General features: G+C 44.2%; 19 protein-coding genes. 13 read left to right on the top strand and 6 right to left on the bottom strand.

Features of this window, described 5'->3' with window-relative positions; all coding sequences use genetic code 11:
- Positions 1-117: 117 nt before the first annotated feature.
- Positions 118-1,500: a Do family serine endopeptidase gene (locus tag FTU90_RS01485; protein ID WP_005097559.1), complete on the bottom strand. Its 1,383-nt coding sequence runs from the start codon at positions 1,498-1,500 to the stop codon at positions 118-120.
- Between the two features lie 236 nt (positions 1,501-1,736).
- Between FTU90_RS01485 and nadB the strand changes: the two genes are divergently transcribed.
- On the top strand, positions 1,737-3,365 hold the full coding sequence (gene nadB / locus FTU90_RS01480) for an L-aspartate oxidase (RefSeq protein ID WP_005170113.1): 1,629 nt from the start codon (positions 1,737-1,739) through the stop codon (positions 3,363-3,365).
- Positions 3,366-3,473: 108 nt separating this feature from the next.
- On the opposite strand, the gene FTU90_RS01475 is transcribed toward nadB, so the two are convergent.
- The 4 genes from FTU90_RS01475 to pabC form a co-directional block, all read right to left on the bottom strand.
- On the bottom strand, positions 3,474-3,890 hold the full coding sequence (locus FTU90_RS01475) for a PaaI family thioesterase (protein ID WP_180071835.1): 417 nt from the start codon (positions 3,888-3,890) through the stop codon (positions 3,474-3,476).
- 84 nt (positions 3,891-3,974) lie between these two features.
- On the bottom strand, positions 3,975-4,586 hold the full coding sequence (gene tmk / locus FTU90_RS01470) for a dTMP kinase (protein WP_074383333.1): 612 nt from the start codon (positions 4,584-4,586) through the stop codon (positions 3,975-3,977).
- A gap of 2 nt (positions 4,587-4,588) precedes the next feature.
- The gene (gene mltG, locus FTU90_RS01465) at positions 4,589-5,647 is read right to left on the bottom strand and encodes an endolytic transglycosylase MltG (RefSeq protein ID WP_180071834.1); all 1,059 of its coding nucleotides are present in this window, start codon (positions 5,645-5,647) and stop codon (positions 4,589-4,591) included.
- Position 5,648: 1 nt separating this feature from the next.
- Entirely contained in the window at positions 5,649-6,461 is an 813-nt protein-coding gene (pabC, locus tag FTU90_RS01460) for an aminodeoxychorismate lyase (protein ID WP_180071833.1), read from the bottom strand.
- A gap of 159 nt (positions 6,462-6,620) precedes the next feature.
- Between pabC and FTU90_RS01455 the strand changes: the two genes are divergently transcribed.
- The 8 genes from FTU90_RS01455 (at position 6,621) to FTU90_RS01420 (ending at position 14,634) form a co-directional block, all read left to right on the top strand.
- Positions 6,621-7,628 carry a sulfate ABC transporter substrate-binding protein gene (locus FTU90_RS01455; protein WP_180071832.1) on the top strand — a complete coding sequence of 336 codons (1,008 nt, stop codon included), beginning with the start codon at positions 6,621-6,623 and terminating at the stop codon, positions 7,626-7,628.
- Between the two features lie 178 nt (positions 7,629-7,806).
- Positions 7,807-8,820: a sulfate ABC transporter substrate-binding protein gene (locus FTU90_RS01450; RefSeq protein ID WP_180040057.1), complete on the top strand. Its 1,014-nt coding sequence runs from the start codon at positions 7,807-7,809 to the stop codon at positions 8,818-8,820.
- A gap of 29 nt (positions 8,821-8,849) precedes the next feature.
- Positions 8,850-9,455: an alpha/beta hydrolase gene (locus tag FTU90_RS01445; RefSeq protein WP_180071831.1), complete on the top strand. Its 606-nt coding sequence runs from the start codon at positions 8,850-8,852 to the stop codon at positions 9,453-9,455.
- A gap of 87 nt (positions 9,456-9,542) precedes the next feature.
- A complete protein-coding gene (gene cysT / locus FTU90_RS01440) occupies positions 9,543-10,376 on the top strand; it encodes a sulfate ABC transporter permease subunit CysT (RefSeq protein ID WP_005097570.1) in 834 nt (277 codons plus the stop codon).
- The gene (cysW, locus tag FTU90_RS01435; RefSeq protein WP_005097571.1) at positions 10,373-11,266 is read left to right on the top strand and encodes a sulfate ABC transporter permease subunit CysW; all 894 of its coding nucleotides are present in this window, start codon (positions 10,373-10,375) and stop codon (positions 11,264-11,266) included. The genes cysT and cysW overlap by 4 nt, the downstream gene beginning before the upstream one ends.
- A gap of 11 nt (positions 11,267-11,277) precedes the next feature.
- Positions 11,278-12,339 carry a sulfate/molybdate ABC transporter ATP-binding protein gene (locus tag FTU90_RS01430; RefSeq protein ID WP_100329043.1) on the top strand — a complete coding sequence of 354 codons (1,062 nt, stop codon included), beginning with the start codon at positions 11,278-11,280 and terminating at the stop codon, positions 12,337-12,339.
- 54 nt (positions 12,340-12,393) lie between these two features.
- Positions 12,394-13,317, top strand: coding sequence for a CysB family HTH-type transcriptional regulator (locus FTU90_RS01425; protein ID WP_074383339.1), 924 nt, complete (start codon positions 12,394-12,396; stop codon positions 13,315-13,317).
- Between the two features lie 114 nt (positions 13,318-13,431).
- Positions 13,432-14,634, top strand: a complete 1,203-nt coding sequence (locus FTU90_RS01420; protein WP_180071830.1) for an outer membrane protein transport protein — start codon at positions 13,432-13,434, stop codon at positions 14,632-14,634.
- Between the two features lie 62 nt (positions 14,635-14,696).
- Here FTU90_RS01420 and carO read toward each other — a convergent pair whose 3' ends face one another.
- The gene (gene carO, locus FTU90_RS01415; RefSeq protein ID WP_180071829.1) at positions 14,697-15,431 is read right to left on the bottom strand and encodes an ornithine uptake porin CarO; all 735 of its coding nucleotides are present in this window, start codon (positions 15,429-15,431) and stop codon (positions 14,697-14,699) included.
- A gap of 318 nt (positions 15,432-15,749) precedes the next feature.
- Here carO and dapD point away from each other — a divergent pair, with 318 nt between their 5' ends.
- The 4 genes from dapD (at position 15,750) to FTU90_RS01395 (ending at position 18,547) form a co-directional block, all read left to right on the top strand.
- Positions 15,750-16,571 carry a 2,3,4,5-tetrahydropyridine-2,6-dicarboxylate N-succinyltransferase gene (dapD, locus tag FTU90_RS01410; RefSeq protein ID WP_180071828.1) on the top strand — a complete coding sequence of 274 codons (822 nt, stop codon included), beginning with the start codon at positions 15,750-15,752 and terminating at the stop codon, positions 16,569-16,571.
- Between the two features lie 131 nt (positions 16,572-16,702).
- A complete protein-coding gene (queE, locus tag FTU90_RS01405; RefSeq protein WP_100355703.1) occupies positions 16,703-17,413 on the top strand; it encodes a 7-carboxy-7-deazaguanine synthase QueE in 711 nt (236 codons plus the stop codon).
- A gap of 35 nt (positions 17,414-17,448) precedes the next feature.
- Positions 17,449-18,117, top strand: a complete 669-nt coding sequence (queC, locus tag FTU90_RS01400) for a 7-cyano-7-deazaguanine synthase QueC (RefSeq protein ID WP_005170088.1) — start codon at positions 17,449-17,451, stop codon at positions 18,115-18,117.
- A gap of 16 nt (positions 18,118-18,133) precedes the next feature.
- On the top strand, positions 18,134-18,547 hold the full coding sequence (locus FTU90_RS01395; RefSeq protein ID WP_005170085.1) for a hypothetical protein: 414 nt from the start codon (positions 18,134-18,136) through the stop codon (positions 18,545-18,547).
- The last annotated feature ends 45 nt before the right edge of the window (positions 18,548-18,592 follow it).

The following is an 18,592-nucleotide window of genomic DNA, read 5'->3' as shown; positions in this document are numbered from 1 at the left end:
TCCTTTCCATGATTTTCAACTGAATAGAGTCTACCGAATTTATAGGCTGGGTAAATTGCAAATAATAAAAAACCGCCCATCAAAAGCGGTTTTTTACATTCAAAAATCTGAATAGAATTAGATACGCATTCCCACAATCGCACGCTGCCCTTGGCGCATGAGCGTAACGCGTGCCACATTGCCCTTCTTCAACTCAGAAACTTCTTGTACAAATTGCTCTGCGTTCAATACTGCCTTGTTATTAATATGCGTCACCACATCGTTTGGCATGATACGCGCCTGTGCGGCAATGCCACCTGAACGAACATCCTGAATCATGACCCCGCCTTTGATCTCCAGTCGATCCTTTTCTAGCGAACTTAAATCACGAATAGCCACACCAATTACAGGTCCTTTGCTCGGCTGCGCCTGTGCTCCGGCTTTTGCAGGGGTATCATCCGGTGCGGTACTTAAGGTTGCTGAAATATTACGGCGCTTATCATCACGTAAAACCTCCAGCTGTACCTGTTGCTGAGGTGCAGTACGATTGAGATAGTTTAATAATTCACTGGTGCGTGAAATCGCAGTGCCGTTATATTTTAAAATCACGTCACTGACACGTAGACCGGCACGTGCGGCGGGTGAATTTGGTGCAACCTGAGTAATTAAGGAGCCTTCAGGCTTAGAAAGGTTGTAAGACTCTGCCAGATTACGGTCGATATCCTGCAAGCTGACCCCCAGATAGGAACGGGTCACTTTACCATTCTTTTTCAGCTGCTCTGCCACTTCCATGGCCACATCAATCGGAATCGAGAAGGAGAGCCCCATATAACCGCCGGTTCCACTGAAGATCCGCGAGTTCACCCCGACTACTTCACCATGCTGGTTAAATAAAGGCCCACCAGAGTTACCCGGGTTGAGGGCCACGTCTGTCTGGATAAAAGGCACTGCTGTTTCACCCATCATGTTGCGCATTTTGGCACTGACGATTCCGGCAGAGGCCGAATAATCAAAACCAAATGGCGAACCAATCGCGAGCACAGGCTCACCGACACGTAAGCGGCCTACATCCCCGGTACGCAATTCTGGAAAATTCGAACCTGTGACCTTAAGTAAAGCTACGTCGGTACGTGCATCACTTCCCACCACAGTGGCATCAATTTCACGGCGATCATTCAGGGTAATGGTGACTTTAGATGCATCCTCAACCACATGATGGTTGGTCAGCAGATAGCCATCTTTACTGATAAAAAATGCACTGCCATAGCCGGTTTTTTCCTGTGGCATGCGCTGCTGAGGGATAATCACCTGATTGCCAAAGAAGCGACGTAGAATTTCCGGAACTTGTTGTTGTAAGAGTTCTTCTTCGCTCATTTTTTTAACGACATTGACACTGACCACGGCAGGACTGACCTGCTCGACCAGATTTGAAAAATCAACCGGTGTGACAGCCTGCAACTGTGCAGCACTCATGGTCAGGGTCGCTGCAAATAATCCTTTTTTTAAGTCTAGAATTTTCATATAAATTATTCACTCAAATTGTTGATAAATTTATGTAAATAGGTTTTATCACAAACATTGTAAAGTTTGAGTAATAATATGTTTCAATGCTTCACGCTGGACAATATCTCATCATTAAAACACTAAGTTAAGGCTTTGATTAATTTTTTTCATTAATAAATGAGCATTTCAACGCTTGCCTTTTGCACAAAAAAGCGCTGTTATTACCAAACTTTTTTTAAAATTAGCTGATGGACATGTCTAATTCATCCCTTACCCATCAATTTGACGTCATTATTGTGGGCAGTGGCGGTGCCGGTTTAAGTTTAGCCTTATCGCTCCCGGACCATTTTAATATTGCAGTTTTAGCGAAATCCACCCTGACAGATGCCAGCACCTTTTATGCGCAAGGCGGTGTTGCTGCAGTACTCGATAAAATGGATTCGATTGAACAGCATATTGATGACACCATGATTGCAGGTGCACAGCTATGTGAAATGGACGCAGTCAAACAGACGGTAGAAGGGGGCAAACCATCAGTTGACTTTCTGCTAAAACACGGTGTGCAATTTACCCTGGATGAACAGGAACAGTTGCATCTCACCCGTGAAGGCGGCCATTCACAGCGCCGGATTATTCATGCCGCAGATGCCACAGGTCGTGCAATTTCGACTACTTTGGTACAACGCGCCCAAGAAAAATCAAATATCACTATTTTTGAAAATTATATTGCGATTGATCTGATCTGTTCACATAAACTTGGCCTAGACGGTGAAAACCGCGCGCTAGGTTTATATGTGCTGGATGAAAAAAATGAAAAAGTACATACTTTTTTAGCGCCCTTTACCGCCCTTGCCTGTGGCGGTGCAATGAAAGCCTATCTTTATACATCAAATCCGGATATTGCCACAGGTGACGGCATTGCCATGGCCTATCGTGCCGGCTGCCGGGTGGCTAACATGGAATTTAACCAGTTCCATCCGACCTGTCTCTATCATCCACAAGCGCGCTCCTTCCTCATCACTGAAGCAATGCGCGGCGAAGGGGCTTATCTGCGTCTGCCCGATGGCGAACGCTTTATGCTGCGTTTTGACGAGCGCGCCGAACTTGCACCACGCGATATTGTCGCACGCGCAATCGACTATGAAATTAAGCGCTTGGGTATTCGGCATGTCTGGCTGGATATTACCCATAAGGATGAAAGCTTTGTTAGAGAACATTTTCCTACGCTTTATGCCCGCCTGCTGGAACTGGGTATTGATATCACCAAAGATATGATTCCAGTGGTACCTGCAGCCCATTACACCTGTGGTGGCGTTGTGGTCGATGAACATAGCCAGACTGATATCGCAGGTCTATATGCAATTGGGGAAACCTCTTATACTGGTCTGCACGGTGCTAACCGAATGGCCAGTAACTCACTTTTAGAATGCTTTGTGTATGGCATGAGTGCAGCCAAGCATATCGAATCTCATTTCAATGCTGACTATGCCTTTCCGCCCGTACCCATCTGGGATGACTCACAGGTAACCAATCCGGATGAAGATGTGGTGATTCTGCAAAACTGGGATGAGCTACGTCAGACCATGTGGAACTATGTCGGTATTGTGCGCAGCACCAAACGTCTGGAACGTGCCTTGCATCGTATTGAAATGCTGAAAAAAGAAATCACCGAGTATTACCAAGATTATCAGGTCAGCAAAAACCTGATCGAGCTTCGCAATCTGGTGCTGGTCTCAGAAATGATTGTGCGCTGTGCCATGCAGCGTAAAGAATCTCGTGGCCTGCATTTCACGCTGGACTATCCGGAATTATTGCCTGAATTACGCAAGACCATTCTAAATCCGGTGAATTTTGAAGTAGAAACACCCTTGGTCAATATTTAGATTATTGGGGAGATATGATTTTTAAATCATATCTCCCTGTCTTTTAGCGCTCACCTACTTAATTAAGCTTAGGCTATTTATATCACTGAACTTCTATTCTTCAGGTGTTTAGTGTTGAGGTGGAATGGCATAAGTCGCAGTAACATGCGCCACTGGCTCATCAAGGTCTACTGAATAAATCCAGACTTCCCCGACAATCAGAACTTTACCGACTTTAATAAGCTTGCACTCTCCTCGCAAATCCGTGCCACCTGAAGGTTTACGGAGAAAATTGATATTCAGATTGGTGGTGACAGCCAAACCCACCAGGCCAATTTCGCCCAGAATAGCGACATATAAAGCAAGATCGGCCAAGGTCATCATAGTTGGGCCAGAAACAGTACCACCCGGACGCAACTCTTGTGCGCTAACCTGATACAGCAAAGTTGCACCGCGTGAAACAACGGCTTCGATCCTACATTTTTCTAGGCTTTGTGGAAATTCTTGTTGTAAAAATTGTTGAATTTCGGTTTTGGTCGTTTTCATCTTATTAAAATAATCTTCTATATTGCCTTCAATATAGAAGATTTTTCACACATTCACCTAGTGAAAATTAAAATAAACAGGATTTCAATTTAAACCAGACTTCAAATAACTTAAAGCCTGCTCGAATACCTGCTCCGGTGTACGGGTTGCATCCAGACGTTTGATCCGTTCCGGATGACGCTGCCACAACGTTTCATAGCCGGCTCTTACTTTCTCAAAGAAAGTGACTTTCTCTTGTTCAAAGCGATCCAGTGCGCCACGCGCGCGTGCCCGGTTCATTCCCAGTTCAATCGGTGCTTCTAACCAGAAGGTGATGTCCGGCATACGTGCCACAAAGTGATCATTTAATAACTGCAGCTTTGTTTCACTGAGTCCACGACCTGCACATTGATAGGCAAAGCTGGCATCAGTAAAACGGTCACAGAGTACAATTTTTCCGGCTGCTAAGGCTGGCAGAATAACTTGTGCCAAATGCTGGGCACGCGCCGCATACATCAATAGTAATTCGGTATCATGCGCCATCGCTTCTTCATGATTCACAGCCAGAAGTAGTGCACGGATCTGCTCGGCCATCGGCGTACCACCCGGCTCGCGCGTAAGCATCACATCTTTGCCTTGGGCCATAAAATCGTCATAGATCGAACGAATGAGTGTGGTTTTACCTACACCTTCTGTGCCTTCAAAGCTAATAAACATACTCATTCCTTATTCTTCGAGCGTAAAATGGTCAGATACTCCTGCACTGCTTTATTGTGATCATTCAGATTGGTCGTAAACGTATGTCCGCCATTGCCCGTGGCGACAAAATAAAGGTTGTCAGAATTATCCGGATGCATGGCTGCTTCAATGGCTTTCTTACTTGGCAGTGCAATTGGCGTTGGCGGCAAACCAGACATGGTATAGGTGTTATACGGCGTCGGCGTACGTAAATCCTTGCGGGTAATATTGCCATTATAGCTATCGCCCATTCCGTAAATCACGGTGGGATCGGTCTGTAAACGCATGCCAATTTTTAAACGGCGCACGAACACTCCAGAAACCTGTTCTAGCTCACTATCCACACTGGTTTCTTTTTCAATGATCGACGCCATGATCAGCGCTTCATATTTATTCTGATAGGGCAGATCAGTCACGCGTTTTTCCCAGGCCTGATCCAGTGCCTTCATCTGGCGCTGATACAGATTGGTTAAAATTTTACGGTCAGTTTCACCTTTAGCAAAGAAGTATGTATCCGGTGCAAACAGACCTTCAGGATGTGAAAATGGAATATTGAGCTCTTTAAGGAGTTGTGCCGTTGGCAAATGTGACACTTCTTTGGTCACCAGATCATCTTTCTTCAAAGCATCAATCAGCTGTTTGAATGTGGTTCCTTCAATCACCAGAATCCGGTTCATCTGGGCATTTTCAGCATTGGAGATCATATCCAGAACCTGACGAATGCTCATGCCCTGGCGCACTTCATATACGCCAGCTTTCATGGTGTCATGAATCAGGATGCGCTGATAAAGCTTGAGAATAATCGGGAAACTGACCTGCTTTTCTTTGGCCAGACGGTCAATAAAACCAGAATAGGTTTCCCCTGACCCAATCGCCAGCAGCTGTTTTTGTCCGTCTACAGGATAGTCTTTCCACAAACTGCTTTTTAAGACCAGTGCCAAAATCAAGGCAAGTCCAATCAGGACGAAGGCAATTCCTTTGAAAAGTGACGAAAATTTGGCTGTATTGTTCTTTTTGGCTTTAGACTTGGAAGCTGACATATTAAGACATCTGATTTAATCGAAGACGGTTAAAAAGTTCAATACAAGCATCGCCATCCAGAGATCGCTGCTCAAATTGAGTGACAATTTTCATCGGGTTTAGCGCATTACAAAAAAACAGACTCTGAATATGGGCTATTTCCTCCATATCGATGTAACGTTGCTGACAGGCAATTCCCTGATCTTGCATCCGTTGTAGAATTTCTGCACGCATCACCCCAAAGACGCCATTATAACGAAGTTCCGGCGTAATCCATGTATTGTTTATACAAATGAAACAATTACTGCTCACCCCTTCGACAACCCCGCCCTGTACATCTGTCACCAGTGCCTCAGACCAACCGCGCTGATCCGCCTCCTGCTTGAGCAAAACCTGCTCCAGGCGATTCAAGGTTTTTAGTCCGACCAGACCCGGCATAGTCAATCCCAGTGACTGCTGTAATACCCCACTTTGGATCTGTTCATACTTTAAATCATGTAAGGCTTGAGGATAATAAAATACCCACAGATCCGCCGGATGCTCTGGCAAACTATAGCCCCGCTCGCCGACTCCACGACTCAGCACGATCTTTAATGTTCCATTCAGCTGACTTTCTGATTCAAGTAAAATCTCTAAACTTTCTGCAATCAGAGCTAAATCAGCATGCAAACTTAATTTTTGATTACTGAGCTGCAAACGTGCCAGATGACGATCATATAATTCCACCCGGTCCTGTCGAATCCGGGCCGTGCTAAAACAGCCATCACCATAATGAAAGGCCCGATCGAGTACTTCTATCTCACTGACATGTTTCGCATTTTTTAAACAGAGCATATTTTATTGCCTCTCAAATCAATAATTGAGTACTGAGAGATAAGCTCCATCGATTTATCTCTTTTACTCACATCAAATGCATTTTTAATTATTTTTTATGCAAAATATCTCCAGCTATTCTTGCCTTGTCCAACAAAAGCTAAAAAAATTGAGGCAAAAATGAATATTGGTAAATTAAAAATTGGGGTATTGGCTGCACTGGTTTCGGCCACTGCTTTCAGTGTGTCTGCAAAAGATTTCCTGAACGTGTCTTATGACCCAACCCGCGAATTATATGACAATTTTAATAAGGAATTCAGCGCATACTGGAAAAAAACCACGGGTCAGGACGTGAACTATAAACAGTCGCATGGCGGTTCAGGTAAACAGGCCCGTGCTGTGATTGATGGTCTGGATGCAGACGTCGTGACCCTCGCGCTAGCTGCCGACATTGATGAAATTGCAGCGAGAGGTCTGCTGCCTAAAGACTGGCAGAAACAATTCCCGCAAAACTCGCCCCCCTATACCTCCACCATCGTCTTTCTGGTCAAAAAAGGCAATCCAAAAGGGATTAAAGATTGGGACGATCTGGTGAAGCCTGGAGTAGAGATCATTACGCCAAACCCGAAAACTTCTGGCGGTGCACGCTGGAACTATCTGGCGGCATGGGCATGGGCCAAACATCAACCTGGTGGCAATGACAGCAAAGCACAAGATTTTGTGCGTCAAATCTATAAACAGACCAAAGTTCTGGACTCAGGCGCACGTGGAGCCACCACCACTTTTGCTGAGCGCGGGATCGGTGATGTATTACTGGCTTGGGAAAATGAAGCCCATCTCGCTACTCGTGAACAGCCGGGTAAATTTGAAATCATCACGCCAAGTCTGTCAATTTTGGCCGAGCCACCGGTGGCAATTGTAGAGAAAAATGCCAGGAAAGATGGCAATGAAAACCTCGCCAAAGCTTATTTGAATTATCTGTATTCTCCTGCGGGGCAAACTGTGGCTGCGAAGAACTTCTATCGTCCACGTAATAGCGAAGTATTAAAGAAATATAGCAGCGTATTTAAACCTTTAAAGTTAGTCACCATCGACAAAGAATTTGGTGGCTGGACCAAGGTACAAAAAGCACATTTCGATAATGGCGGGATCTTTGATCAAATTGTAAAGGCAAATCATACGAAATAATGAGGCAGTCCAGCAGAAACAATGGCCTTTATTGATAAGGCCATTTTCATTTCAATAACTTCAGCTCCGTCTTATCTTTTTTTTTCATATAAAATTCGTTTTTATTTATTTTTTACGCATAAAGAATAGGTTTATTCTGCAGCTATGTTACAAAACGTGTAAGAAATTGAGGTTTCTAATGAGTATTTCAAAAACAATAAAACTTGGGGTTCTGGCTGCTGTGATTTCGGCAACCTCATTAGGTGCTTCAGCACGTGATTTTCTGAATGTTTCCTACGATCCGACACGTGAATTGTATGAAGATGTCAACAAGAGTTTTGGCAAATACTGGGAAAGCCGTACGGGTCAAAAAATTAACTTCAAGCAATCCCATGGTGGTTCTGGTAAACAGGCCCGCTCTGTTATTGATGGCTTGAATGCAGATGTGGTGACTTTGGCCCTCGCAGCCGATATTGATGTGCTTGCAGAAAAAGCCAAATTGTTGCCAGCAGACTGGCAAAAGAAACTGCCACAAAACTCGACACCGTATACCTCAACAATCGTATTTTTGGTGCATAAAGGCAACCCCAAAGGGATTAAAGACTGGGGCGATCTGGTGAAACCGGGTGTCGGTATTATTACCCCGAATCCGAAAACATCAGGTGGCGCGCGCTGGAACTATCTGGCGGCATGGGCATGGGCCAAACATCAGGCCGGTGGCAATGACACAACTGCACAAGAATTTGTTCGCCAAATTTATAAAAACACCAAAGTCCTGGATTCAGGTGCGCGTGGTGCAACCACCACCTTTGCCGAGCGCGGGATCGGTGATGTCTTGCTGGCCTGGGAAAATGAAGCGTACTTAGCGATTCGTGAGCAACCAGGTAAGTTTGAAATTATCACGCCAAGTCTGTCTATTCTGGCTGAACCGCCAGTGGCGATTGTAGAAAAAAATGCAGCGAAAAAAGGCAATAAGCATCTGGCTCAAGGTTATTTAAACTTCCTGTACTCGCCACTGGGTCAAGACCTGGCAGGCAAACATTATTATCGTCCACGCAGTGAAGTAGCTTTAAAGAAATATAATCATGTGTTCAAACCACTCAAACTGGTGACGATTGATCAGGAATTTGGCGGCTGGGCAAAAGTGCAAAAAGCACATTTTGAGAATGGCGGTATTTTCGACCAGATTGTGAAGGCAAACAGCGCGAAGTAATTCGCAGCTGATCTGACAGGAGCATCGATATGATACATACGCTTATTGTTCCAGGTGTAGGTGGTAGCGAATACAGTCACTGGCAAACATGCTTACAACATCAGCTCAGTCGATGCTCTCGTGTGCAACAAAAAGATTGGAATCATCCCGTTTTGCAGGAATGGATCACTGAATTTGTCAAAGCCCTGCAAGATATTCAAGATGATGTACAGATTGTAGCGCACAGCTTTGGCTGTTTAACCTCGGTCGCAGCACTGGCACAACATCCAGAATTGACTGCTAAAGTTAAAAAGCTGATTCTGGTCGCGCCGGCCAATCCGGCACGTTTTGGGGAAAATGGTTTTGTTCGTAACAGCCAGACCGATTACAGCCATTATTTTCAGCAAGTGCAGATTCAGGTTCCGGCCACGTTATTAATCAGTGAAAATGATCCCTGGTTAAGCTATGCAGATGCCGAGTTTCTGGCCAAAGCCTGGAAACTCAAACCGATTAATCTCGGACAGGTGGGGCATGTCAATGTCGCTTCAGGATTTGGCCCTTTTCCTGAACTTGCCCAGTATTTGATTTCAGAAAAGACTATGCAACATATCAGCAATACTGATGACAGCAAGTATTATTTCAAATTTGCATTTTAGTCGTTGCAAATTATGCTTGTGTCCAATTTCTTTTTTTAATTTTCGCTGGTTAGTTTTAACCAGCTTTCTCTCTTTTGAGGAGTCATCATGTCGCAGCGATCCCGAGTGCTGCCAGGATTTGGTCTTTCTCTAGGCTTTACCCTAGCGTATTTATCATTAATCGTTTTAATCCCGCTGTCTGCTGTTTTTATTAAATCACTGGGCATTGGCTGGGAAGGCTTGTGGGAAATCCTGAGCTCTGAACGTATTCAAAAATCACTACAACTCAGTTTCAGTGCAGCCATTATTGCTGCGCTGGTGAATGTGGTGTTTGGCCTGTTATTGGCCTGGTGTCTGGTACGTTATAGCTTCCCGGGCAAACGTATTGTCGATGCCTTGGTCGATTTGCCTTTTGCCCTGCCAACAGCGGTGGCCGGTATTGCCTTGACCTCTTTATATGCGCCGACTGGCTGGATTGGTCAGTATCTTGAACCGATTGGTATTCAGGTTGCTTATACCCCGATTGGTATTACGCTGGCTCTAATCTTTATTGGTCTGCCTTTTGTGGTTCGTACCGTACAGCCAGTACTCAGTGATCTGGAAACCGAACTGGAAGAAGCTGCATCTGCACTCGGGGCAAATCGCTTGCAAATTGTGACCAAGGTCATTTTCCCGATTTTACTTCCTGCGCTTATCACTGGCTTTGCGTTAGCTTTCGCTCGCGGTGTTGGTGAATATGGTTCGGTGATCTTCATTGCCGGGAATCAGCCTTTTGAAACAGAAATTGCCCCACTGATGATTATTTCCCGTTTAGAAGAATATGATTATGCCGGTGCAACCACAATTGCGGTGGTGATGTTGCTGATTTCATTTGTCCTGCTGTTCCTGATTAACTTACTGCAAGCTTGGGCCAGCCGCCGTACCGGGAGAACTGCACGATGAGTTTGAATACCAACAGCAATGCACTGGCTGAAAAACTGCAATCCCGTGATGCAACCCGTGAGCCAACCTGGGTACGTTATACCCTGATCACTATTGCACTGATTTTTTTCTTGAGCTGCCTGATCCTGCCTTTGATTCTGGTTTTTGTGGAAGCCTTTAAACAGGGAATTGGTGTTTATACACAGGCATTGGTGCATCCAGATACTTTATCTGCGGTCAAACTTACACTTTTGACTGCTGCAATCGCCGTACCGCTGAACGTGGTATTTGGTGTAGCTGCAGCATGGTCAGTGGCGAAGTTTAACTTTCGGGGTAAATCCTTCCTGACCACCTTGATTGATATGCCATTTTCGGTCTCTCCCGTGATTGCCGGTTTAATGCTGGTACTGATTTTCGGTACGCAAGGCTGGATGGGGTCCTGGCTAATGGACAATGACATCAAGATCCTTTATGCAGTGCCTGCCATTGTCCTGGCGACCATCTTTATTACTGTACCTTTCGTGGCTCGTGAGTTAATTCCATTAATGGAAGCACAAGGCACGGAAGAAGAAGAAGCTGCGATTGTGCTCGGTGCATCTGGCTGGCAAACTTTCTGGAAAGTGACCCTGCCAAATATCAAATGGGGTCTGATTTACGGCGTGATTCTGTGTAATGCACGGGCCATGGGTGAGTTTGGTGCAGTATCGGTTGTATCCGGTCATATCCGCGGTGAAACCAATACTTTACCGCTACACGTCGAAATTCTTTATAACGAATATACCTTTAGTGCTGCGTTTGCCGTGTCTTCGCTTCTGGCTCTCCTCGCAATTGTCACCCTGATTTTAAAAACATGGGTGGAACTGCGCCAGGAAAAACAGGACAAACGTAATCAAGATTCTACAGTTTCTTAAGGAATGCCAACATGAGTATTCAAGTACAAAATATTGAAAAACACTTTGGTGCATTCCATGCACTTAAAAATATCTCGCTGGATTTTCCAGATGGTCAACTGGTGGCCCTGCTCGGCCCATCAGGTTGCGGCAAAACCACGCTGCTACGGATTATTGCAGGTCTAGAATCTGCAGATGGCGGTCAGGTCATTCTGGAAGGTCAGGATGCGACCAATGTTCATGTACGTGAACGTGAAGTCGGCTTCGTGTTTCAACATTATGCCCTGTTTCGTCATATGACGGTATTTGACAATATTGCTTTTGGTCTGCGTGTTCGCCCACGTAAAACCCGTCCATCTGAAGCGGAAATTAAAAAACGTGTTACGCGTTTACTTGATTTGGTTCAGCTGGGTTTTCTGGCTGACCGTTACCCTGCTCAGCTTTCAGGTGGCCAGCGTCAGCGTATTGCATTGGCACGTGCCTTAGCCGTTGAACCGCGTGTGCTGTTGCTAGATGAACCTTTCGGTGCACTGGATGCCAAAGTCCGTAAGGAATTACGTCGCTGGTTACGTACCTTGCATGATGAGTTGCACATCACCTCGATCTTTGTGACCCACGATCAGGAAGAAGCACTGGAAGTGGCCGATCAGATTGTGGTGATGAACAAAGGTAATGTCGAACAGATCGGTTCGCCACGTGAGGTCTATGAAACGCCGGCAACCCCATTTGTGTTTGATTTCTTGGGTCAAGCCAATCGTTTTGAAGGCCAGAACAACGGCGGCATTATTCAGCTCGGGCAAGATCGTATTCAGTTTGATGGCGCAAAAAATGCTGCTCAAGGTGAAGTGATTTTATTCGCACGTCCTGATGAGCTGCGCATTCATGCACAGCCACAAGACAATGCCATTCAGGCCACCTTCATACGTGAATTATGGATTGCGGGTAAAGTCGTTGCAGAACTGAATGACCGTCAGGGTAACTTGATTGAAATTTTACTGACACCTGATGAAGCAAGAGCACACCAATTCCGCCCCAATCAAACCGTGTGGTTAAGTGCGGTGAACTTGCATTTATTTGAAAATCAGGTCGCTTAAGACCAAAAGATGGGGCTTCGAAATGCCCCATCCTCTTCTAGGGTAAAGAGAATTATGAATTTCCAACAATTAAGAATTATACGAGAAACGGTTAGACAGAACTTTAATTTAACTGAAGCCTCAGCTGCACTTTATACTTCGCAGTCTGGAGTAAGTAAGCATATTAAAGATCTGGAAGATGAGCTTGGCGTGCAGCTGTTTATCCGTAAGGGTAAGCGTCTACTGGGTTTAACCGAGCCGGGACAGGCTCTTTTAGGAATTGTAGAACGCATGCTGGTCGATGCCGATAATATTAAGCGACTGGCTGATGATTTTAATAAAGTTGATGAAGGCACATTGACCATTGCCACCACGCATACCCAGGCGCGCTATGTGCTACCGCCGATTGTCAGCCAATTTAAAAAAGAATTTCCTAAAGTGCATTTGATTCTGCAACAGGCCAGCCCGGTAGAAATCACGGAAATGCTGCTGCAAGGTCAAGCCGATATCGGTATTGCAACCGAAGCACTGACGACTGAAGACAATCTGGCCAGCGTACCTTATTATAACTGGCAACATAGTATTATTACGCCGCAAAATCATCCACTTGCAATTAAAGATCAGATCCGGATCGAAGATCTGGCCCATTACCCGATTATTACCTATCATGGTGGTTTTACCGGTCGCTCCAAGATTGATACTGCCTTTGAAGAAGCCGGCTTTGATGTCGATATCGTGATGTCCGCACTCGATGCCGATGTGATTAAAACCTATGTGGAAATGAATATGGGCGTCGGCATTGTCAACGATGTCGCTTATGATCCGGAGCGTGATTACCGTTTAAAGCAGATTAAAACGGATATTTTTGGCATGAATACCACCTGGATTGCGGTACGTAAAGGACATTTACTACGTGGTTATGGCTACGAGTTTATTTCCCTGTGCTCGCCGGATGCCGATATTAAAGCGCTTAAAAAAGTCGCCTATCCAGACGAATAAAAATATATAAGTTTTCAGTCAAAGAGGCCAGCGAGCCTCTTTATTATTTTCAAGTGGATAATCTGTATAAATATCAAGCATAATCACATTAATAATAAATTGAATTATACCAATATGATCGACAGCAAATTTGCTCTTTTCTGTATGGGCTGCGCTTTTTCTGGGTCAGGTTATAGCGCTGCTTTTGAACAGTCCAATCAAAGTATTCAGTCTTTTTTTGAAAAAAATCATTATGCTGAAATTTCATTGGCTTGGATTCGCCCTGATATTAGCGGTCAGGTACAGCATACCGAGCAGCTGCAACAACTGGGTATTACTGACTTTTCTACGGGCCAACTTGCCAGTACGCAATTTATCTCTAATGTTGCCTTAAAATTACAGCTTCACCCTCAACTATCATGGGGACTGATTTATGATCAGCCTTATCATGTAGATGTGGCTTATAGTTATAATCCTGTTTTTGCAGGTGAAGCGCTTTCTGTTGAAGCCGCGACTATCCAGTTTGATAGCCACAATCTCACATCATTAATCGGCTTCCAACCGGATAATCACTGGAATTTTTATACAGGGCTAAGTTATCAAAGTCTGGAAGGAAGCTTATATTTATCCGGGCAAACCTTTTATATATTTAATGGTTATCGGGCTACATTTGAACAAGATCCCGCTTGGGGCTGGCTTGCAGGATTCAGTTATCAACTACCCGAATATTTTTTTAGAACTGCGCTGACTTACCGTTCAGCCATTGCTCACCATCATAAAACTGCTGAATCAATTGTCGTAGGCACCAATCCCTCCCCCTATACCCAGATTCAAACCCCTCAATCCATCCATCTGGATTTTCAAACAGGATTGCCTTATCAAAATGCCTTTTATGGCACATTACGCTGGTTAAACTGGCAAAATTTTGTCATTCAGCCGCCTAAATTCGGTGCAGTGATTGACTATGCGGCCTTAGAATTTCCAGAATTAAAATCATTCAGGATGATTGATTATCGGGAGGATCAATGGTCTGCCAAAATCGGTCTGGCGCATCAATGGCCCTCCTTTGGCATAAACTCTATCGAGCTTTTATGGGATTCCGGTACAGGAAATCCGGCTTCGACATTAAATCCGAGTGATGGATATTGGGGTATTGGACTAGGTCATCTTTACAAGATTCAAGATACTTGGGATATTGCCACAGGATTCTATTATTTAAAATTTCAAAAACCTGAGATCTCAACATCTGAGTCACTTACGCCTCAGATAGCGGGTTTATCTGCTGTTTCTGATAATAGTGCTTGGATCATGGGCTTAAAACTGGGTTATCACTTTTAAAACTTTCATTACAACGCATAAAAAAAACGAGCCGAAGCTCGTTTTTTTTATGCAGCTATAGCTTAGAAGCGGAAGCTGACACCCAGTTTCGCTACTGGTAGCCATTCGTATTCATTGTCATTACGGATTTCATTTTCTTCAGCAGTAAGTGCTTGCTCAAGAGTACGGCCATCCTCACCTATTAGCCCGAGTGCTGCAGTATTGGCATTTAAATTTGCAGTTGGATTTCCATTATAATAAGCGCCAATTTCACCAAATACACCCCAACGATTGGTAATTGCTGGTGAGAAACCAATCCCTACATAAGGTGCGAGATTGTTTTTATATGATAAATCACCATTAATACGGACATCAGTTGTGCCTGCGTTAAAACGCTCTCCATCTACAGTGAATGCAGCATTAGTACCTGGACGACGTTCTAAACTGTAATCATTATCAATATACGCAACACCTGCCGCCATATAGAACCAGTTCGCCCAAGGACGAATCTCAGCATTTAAATAGGTCAGATTATTATCCATGTCTAAGTCATAATCATTACCATTGATTGACAAGTCATCAGACCAGGAAATATCACCGCCGTTATAGCCTAAAGTCACGCCGACATATGGGTTCACATTCCATGAAAGTGCACCACCGTAACCGGTAGTACCGACTTCAGCACGAACAGCTGCGGGTTTAAAGAAAGAAAAAGATGCCACACCTTCATCTGTTACGATTGTTTCATCAGCAGCCATAGCAGAGCCAGCTGCTGCAGCTAAAATGGAAACTGCTAAAATTTTATGTAAAGACTTCATTATTTCTCTCCTCAAAAGAACTTATTTTGATCATTAGTTATTCGTGATGGATTCAATATAAAGGACTTAAAAAATATTTTTTATTCATGTTTTGCTGATCTTTTGTTATTTTTTGATACAAATTAGTTTTTCTTGTTGATAACCTGGCTTTTTCTAACACTTCTACTACATTTTAAAATAATGAAAAATAACACTTATCACGTTCATTATTTCAAACTTCCCACACTTTTGGCTATTTTTCATCTATTTTCAGTCTGCTCAACTATTTTTAATGCAATATAGTGTAAAATCTAGAAAATTTTTTCTGGAAGGAAGATCATGTCGCAGCTTTCAACAATCATTGAAAAAGCGTTTGAAGATCGTGCGAATTTCACAGCTGCAGATTGCCCTGCTGAAATCCGTCAAGCAGTTGAGGACGTAATTGCTGGTCTAGACAATGGTACTTTACGTGTTGCTGAAAAAATCGATGGTGAATGGATTGTTCATCAATGGATTAAGAAAGCGGTATTGTTATCATTTAAATTAAACGACAACAAACCAATGCAAGCTTGTGATCTTCGTTTCTATGACAAAGTAGATACTAAATTCTCAGACTGGACTGAAGAACAATTCAAAGTGGCTGGCGTACGTGTAGTCCCTCCCGCGGTGGCGCGTAAAGGTTCATTCCAGGCCAAAGGCGTGATCTTGATGCCTTCTTATGTCAACATCGGTGCCTATGTAGATGAAGGTACGATGGTGGACACATGGGCAACTGTGGGTTCATGTGCACAGATTGGTAAAAATGTTCACTTGTCTGGTGGTGTTGGTATTGGTGGTGTACTTGAACCACTTCAAGCCAACCCGACCATTATTGAAGATAACTGCTTTATCGGTGCACGTTCTGAAATCGTTGAAGGCGTGATCGTTGAAGAAGGTTCTGTAATTTCAATGGGCGTATTCATTGGTCAATCGACCAAGATTTATGACCGTGCCACTGGTGAAATTCACTATGGTCGCGTACCAGCAGGTTCAGTCGTTGTTGCAGGTAGTCTGCCTTCTAAATGTGGTACTTACAGCCTTTATGCTGCGATTATCGTGAAAAAAGTAGATGCGCAAACTCGTTCTAAAACCAGCCTGAACGATCTATTACGCGAAGACTAATATGTCTTAACTTAGAGGGCACATTGGTGTTCCTCGGAGCTTCAAGCGCTCCCCGTCTCTACGATCAGTCATGATCGTAGGGATTTTTATTTTTATACCCGGTTATTTATTTCTCAGTGGTTAGTTTTGTTATGAATACGCTTCGTTCTTCCGCAATTCCAGTTTCTGATCCGTCTGCGGGTTTACGCATTACGGAGATCTTCTATTCATTACAAGGTGAAGCCAATGCTGCGGGCTTGCCAACGGTTTTTATCCGCTTAACCGGCTGCCCGTTACGCTGTACATACTGTGACACCACCTATTCATTTGAAGGTGGTCAGCGTCAGTCTCTGGATGAAATTATTCAGACCACGCTCGATTTTAAAACACCCTATGTCTGTGTGACCGGTGGTGAACCACTGGCTCAACCGAATGCCCTGCCTTTAATGCAGCGCCTTGCTGATTTAGGTTGTGAGGTTTCTTTAGAGACCAGTGGTGCTTTAGATGTTGCTAAAGTAGACTCGCGCGTTTCCAAAGTTCTAGATTTAAAAACCCCAACTTCAGGTGAAGTTGCACGAAATTTGTTATCCAATCTGGATCATTTAACGCCACATGATCAAATCAAGTTTGTGATCTGCAACCGTGAAGACTATGAATGGTCAAAGCAGCAGCTTGAACAGTATCAGCTTCAAGAGAAAGTCAGTACAGTCTGGTTCTCGCCTGCATTTGCGGTTGAAAAAGGCGCGGTTCGTTTACCGCAACTGGCGCGTGATTTGGCTCAGTGGATTTTAGAAGACCATCTCCCTGTTCGTTTCCAGTTACAGCTGCACAAGTTGTTATGGAATGATGAAACTGGTCGTTAATTTTTTGTAAAGTTACTTTTTTGGAGAATCAGCTTATGCGCCCTCGTGCCATTGTTCTGTTATCTGGCGGATTAGACTCAACTACATGTCTGGCTTGGGCACAGGCACGCTACGAATGTATCGCGATCAGTTTTAAGTATGGTCAGCGTTCAACCACAGAGCTGGATGCAGCCAAAGCACTGACTCAAGCTGCCGGTGTGGAACATCGTGTGATTAATATTGATCTGGGCAATCTGGGTGGCTCAGCCCTTACCGATCATAGCATTGAGGTGCCTGATCATGAACAAGCCGGTATCCCGATTACCTATGTTCCGGCACGTAATACCATCTTCCTGTCTTATGCTTTAGCCGCTGCGGAAGTATTTAAAGCCGAAGCAATTGTGATCGGAATTAATGCGGTTGATTACTCGGGCTATCCGGATTGCCGACCGGAATTTATTGACGCATTTGCCAACATGGCACGCCTTGCGACCAAGGTTGGCGTAGAGGGTCAGGCGCTCAAATTTGAAACACCTTTGTTACATTTATCCAAAGCAAATATTATTCGCTTAGGTATTGAACATGGCGTAGACTACAGTCAAACGGTGTCATGCTATCAAGCAGATGACCAAGGACGTGCCTGTGGCAAATGTGACAGTTGCCGTTTACGTAAACAGGGTTTTGCGGACGCAGGTGTTGAAGACCCGACACGTTATATACCGTAATAACAAGGTAGAGTTTATGAAGAATTTAAAATCAAGCATCGTGCTTTCAGCAATTGTTTCAGCTGCTGCTATGTTCGCAACAACGGCTCAGGCAGCTGATGACAAATTACAACAAGCTTATAAAAGCACCAATGTAAAATCTGCATTGATCAATGTTTGTAAAGATGAAACTGGCAAAGGTAAAAAACTGACCGCTGCTGAAGTTAGTAAATATTGTACTTGCGCTGTTGAAGCGGATGGTAAACTAACCAATGCACAAAAATGGGAAATCCAAAGCACCATTAACCAGAAGAAAAGTCCTGGAACTTTAGCTTTTGTACAGAAGCAGAATAAAGACCTGCAAGCATGTTTTGGTCCACAGTTAACAGGCAAACTGAAAACTTTGACTGAAGAAGCAATGAAATCAGCTCAAGCTGCGCCGAAGAAATAATATCTCATTATTCTTTGATGAAATAAGCCACTATAATGTGGCTTA

Source organism: Acinetobacter sp. YH12200 (assembly GCF_013418175.1).
Lineage (GTDB): Bacteria > Pseudomonadota > Gammaproteobacteria > Pseudomonadales > Moraxellaceae > Acinetobacter > Acinetobacter pseudolwoffii.
The sequence above is the reverse complement of the archived record's forward strand: the minus strand, read 5'-3'. Positions and strand labels throughout refer to the sequence as shown.

What these genes read in the sequence shown, in the direction of transcription:
- tmk (WP_074383333.1), bottom strand. Translation starts at nt 4,586, where the DNA reads ATGTTTATTAGCTTTGAAGGCACAGAAGGTGTAGGTAAAACCACACTC.
- FTU90_RS01395 (WP_005170085.1), top strand. Translation starts at nt 18,134, where the DNA reads ATGAAGAATTTAAAATCAAGCATCGTGCTTTCAGCAATTGTTTCAGCT.
- FTU90_RS01430 (WP_100329043.1), top strand. Translation starts at nt 11,278, where the DNA reads ATGAGTATTCAAGTACAAAATATTGAAAAACACTTTGGTGCATTCCAT.
- FTU90_RS01485 (WP_005097559.1), bottom strand. Translation starts at nt 1,500, where the DNA reads ATGAAAATTCTAGACTTAAAAAAAGGATTATTTGCAGCGACCCTGACC.
- dapD (WP_180071828.1), top strand. Translation starts at nt 15,750, where the DNA reads ATGTCGCAGCTTTCAACAATCATTGAAAAAGCGTTTGAAGATCGTGCG.
- FTU90_RS01450 (WP_180040057.1), top strand. Translation starts at nt 7,807, where the DNA reads ATGAGTATTTCAAAAACAATAAAACTTGGGGTTCTGGCTGCTGTGATT.
- mltG (WP_180071834.1), bottom strand. Translation starts at nt 5,647, where the DNA reads ATGTCAGCTTCCAAGTCTAAAGCCAAAAAGAACAATACAGCCAAATTT.
- cysW (WP_005097571.1), top strand. Translation starts at nt 10,373, where the DNA reads ATGAGTTTGAATACCAACAGCAATGCACTGGCTGAAAAACTGCAATCC.
- pabC (WP_180071833.1), bottom strand. Translation starts at nt 6,461, where the DNA reads ATGCTCTGTTTAAAAAATGCGAAACATGTCAGTGAGATAGAAGTACTC.
- FTU90_RS01445 (WP_180071831.1), top strand. Translation starts at nt 8,850, where the DNA reads ATGATACATACGCTTATTGTTCCAGGTGTAGGTGGTAGCGAATACAGT.
- carO (WP_180071829.1), bottom strand. Translation starts at nt 15,431, where the DNA reads ATGAAGTCTTTACATAAAATTTTAGCAGTTTCCATTTTAGCTGCAGCA.
- nadB (WP_005170113.1), top strand. Translation starts at nt 1,737, where the DNA reads ATGTCTAATTCATCCCTTACCCATCAATTTGACGTCATTATTGTGGGC.
- queC (WP_005170088.1), top strand. Translation starts at nt 17,449, where the DNA reads ATGCGCCCTCGTGCCATTGTTCTGTTATCTGGCGGATTAGACTCAACT.
- FTU90_RS01475 (WP_180071835.1), bottom strand. Translation starts at nt 3,890, where the DNA reads ATGAAAACGACCAAAACCGAAATTCAACAATTTTTACAACAAGAATTT.
- queE (WP_100355703.1), top strand. Translation starts at nt 16,703, where the DNA reads ATGAATACGCTTCGTTCTTCCGCAATTCCAGTTTCTGATCCGTCTGCG.
- FTU90_RS01420 (WP_180071830.1), top strand. Translation starts at nt 13,432, where the DNA reads ATGATCGACAGCAAATTTGCTCTTTTCTGTATGGGCTGCGCTTTTTCT.
- FTU90_RS01425 (WP_074383339.1), top strand. Translation starts at nt 12,394, where the DNA reads ATGAATTTCCAACAATTAAGAATTATACGAGAAACGGTTAGACAGAAC.
- FTU90_RS01455 (WP_180071832.1), top strand. Translation starts at nt 6,621, where the DNA reads ATGAATATTGGTAAATTAAAAATTGGGGTATTGGCTGCACTGGTTTCG.
- cysT (WP_005097570.1), top strand. Translation starts at nt 9,543, where the DNA reads ATGTCGCAGCGATCCCGAGTGCTGCCAGGATTTGGTCTTTCTCTAGGC.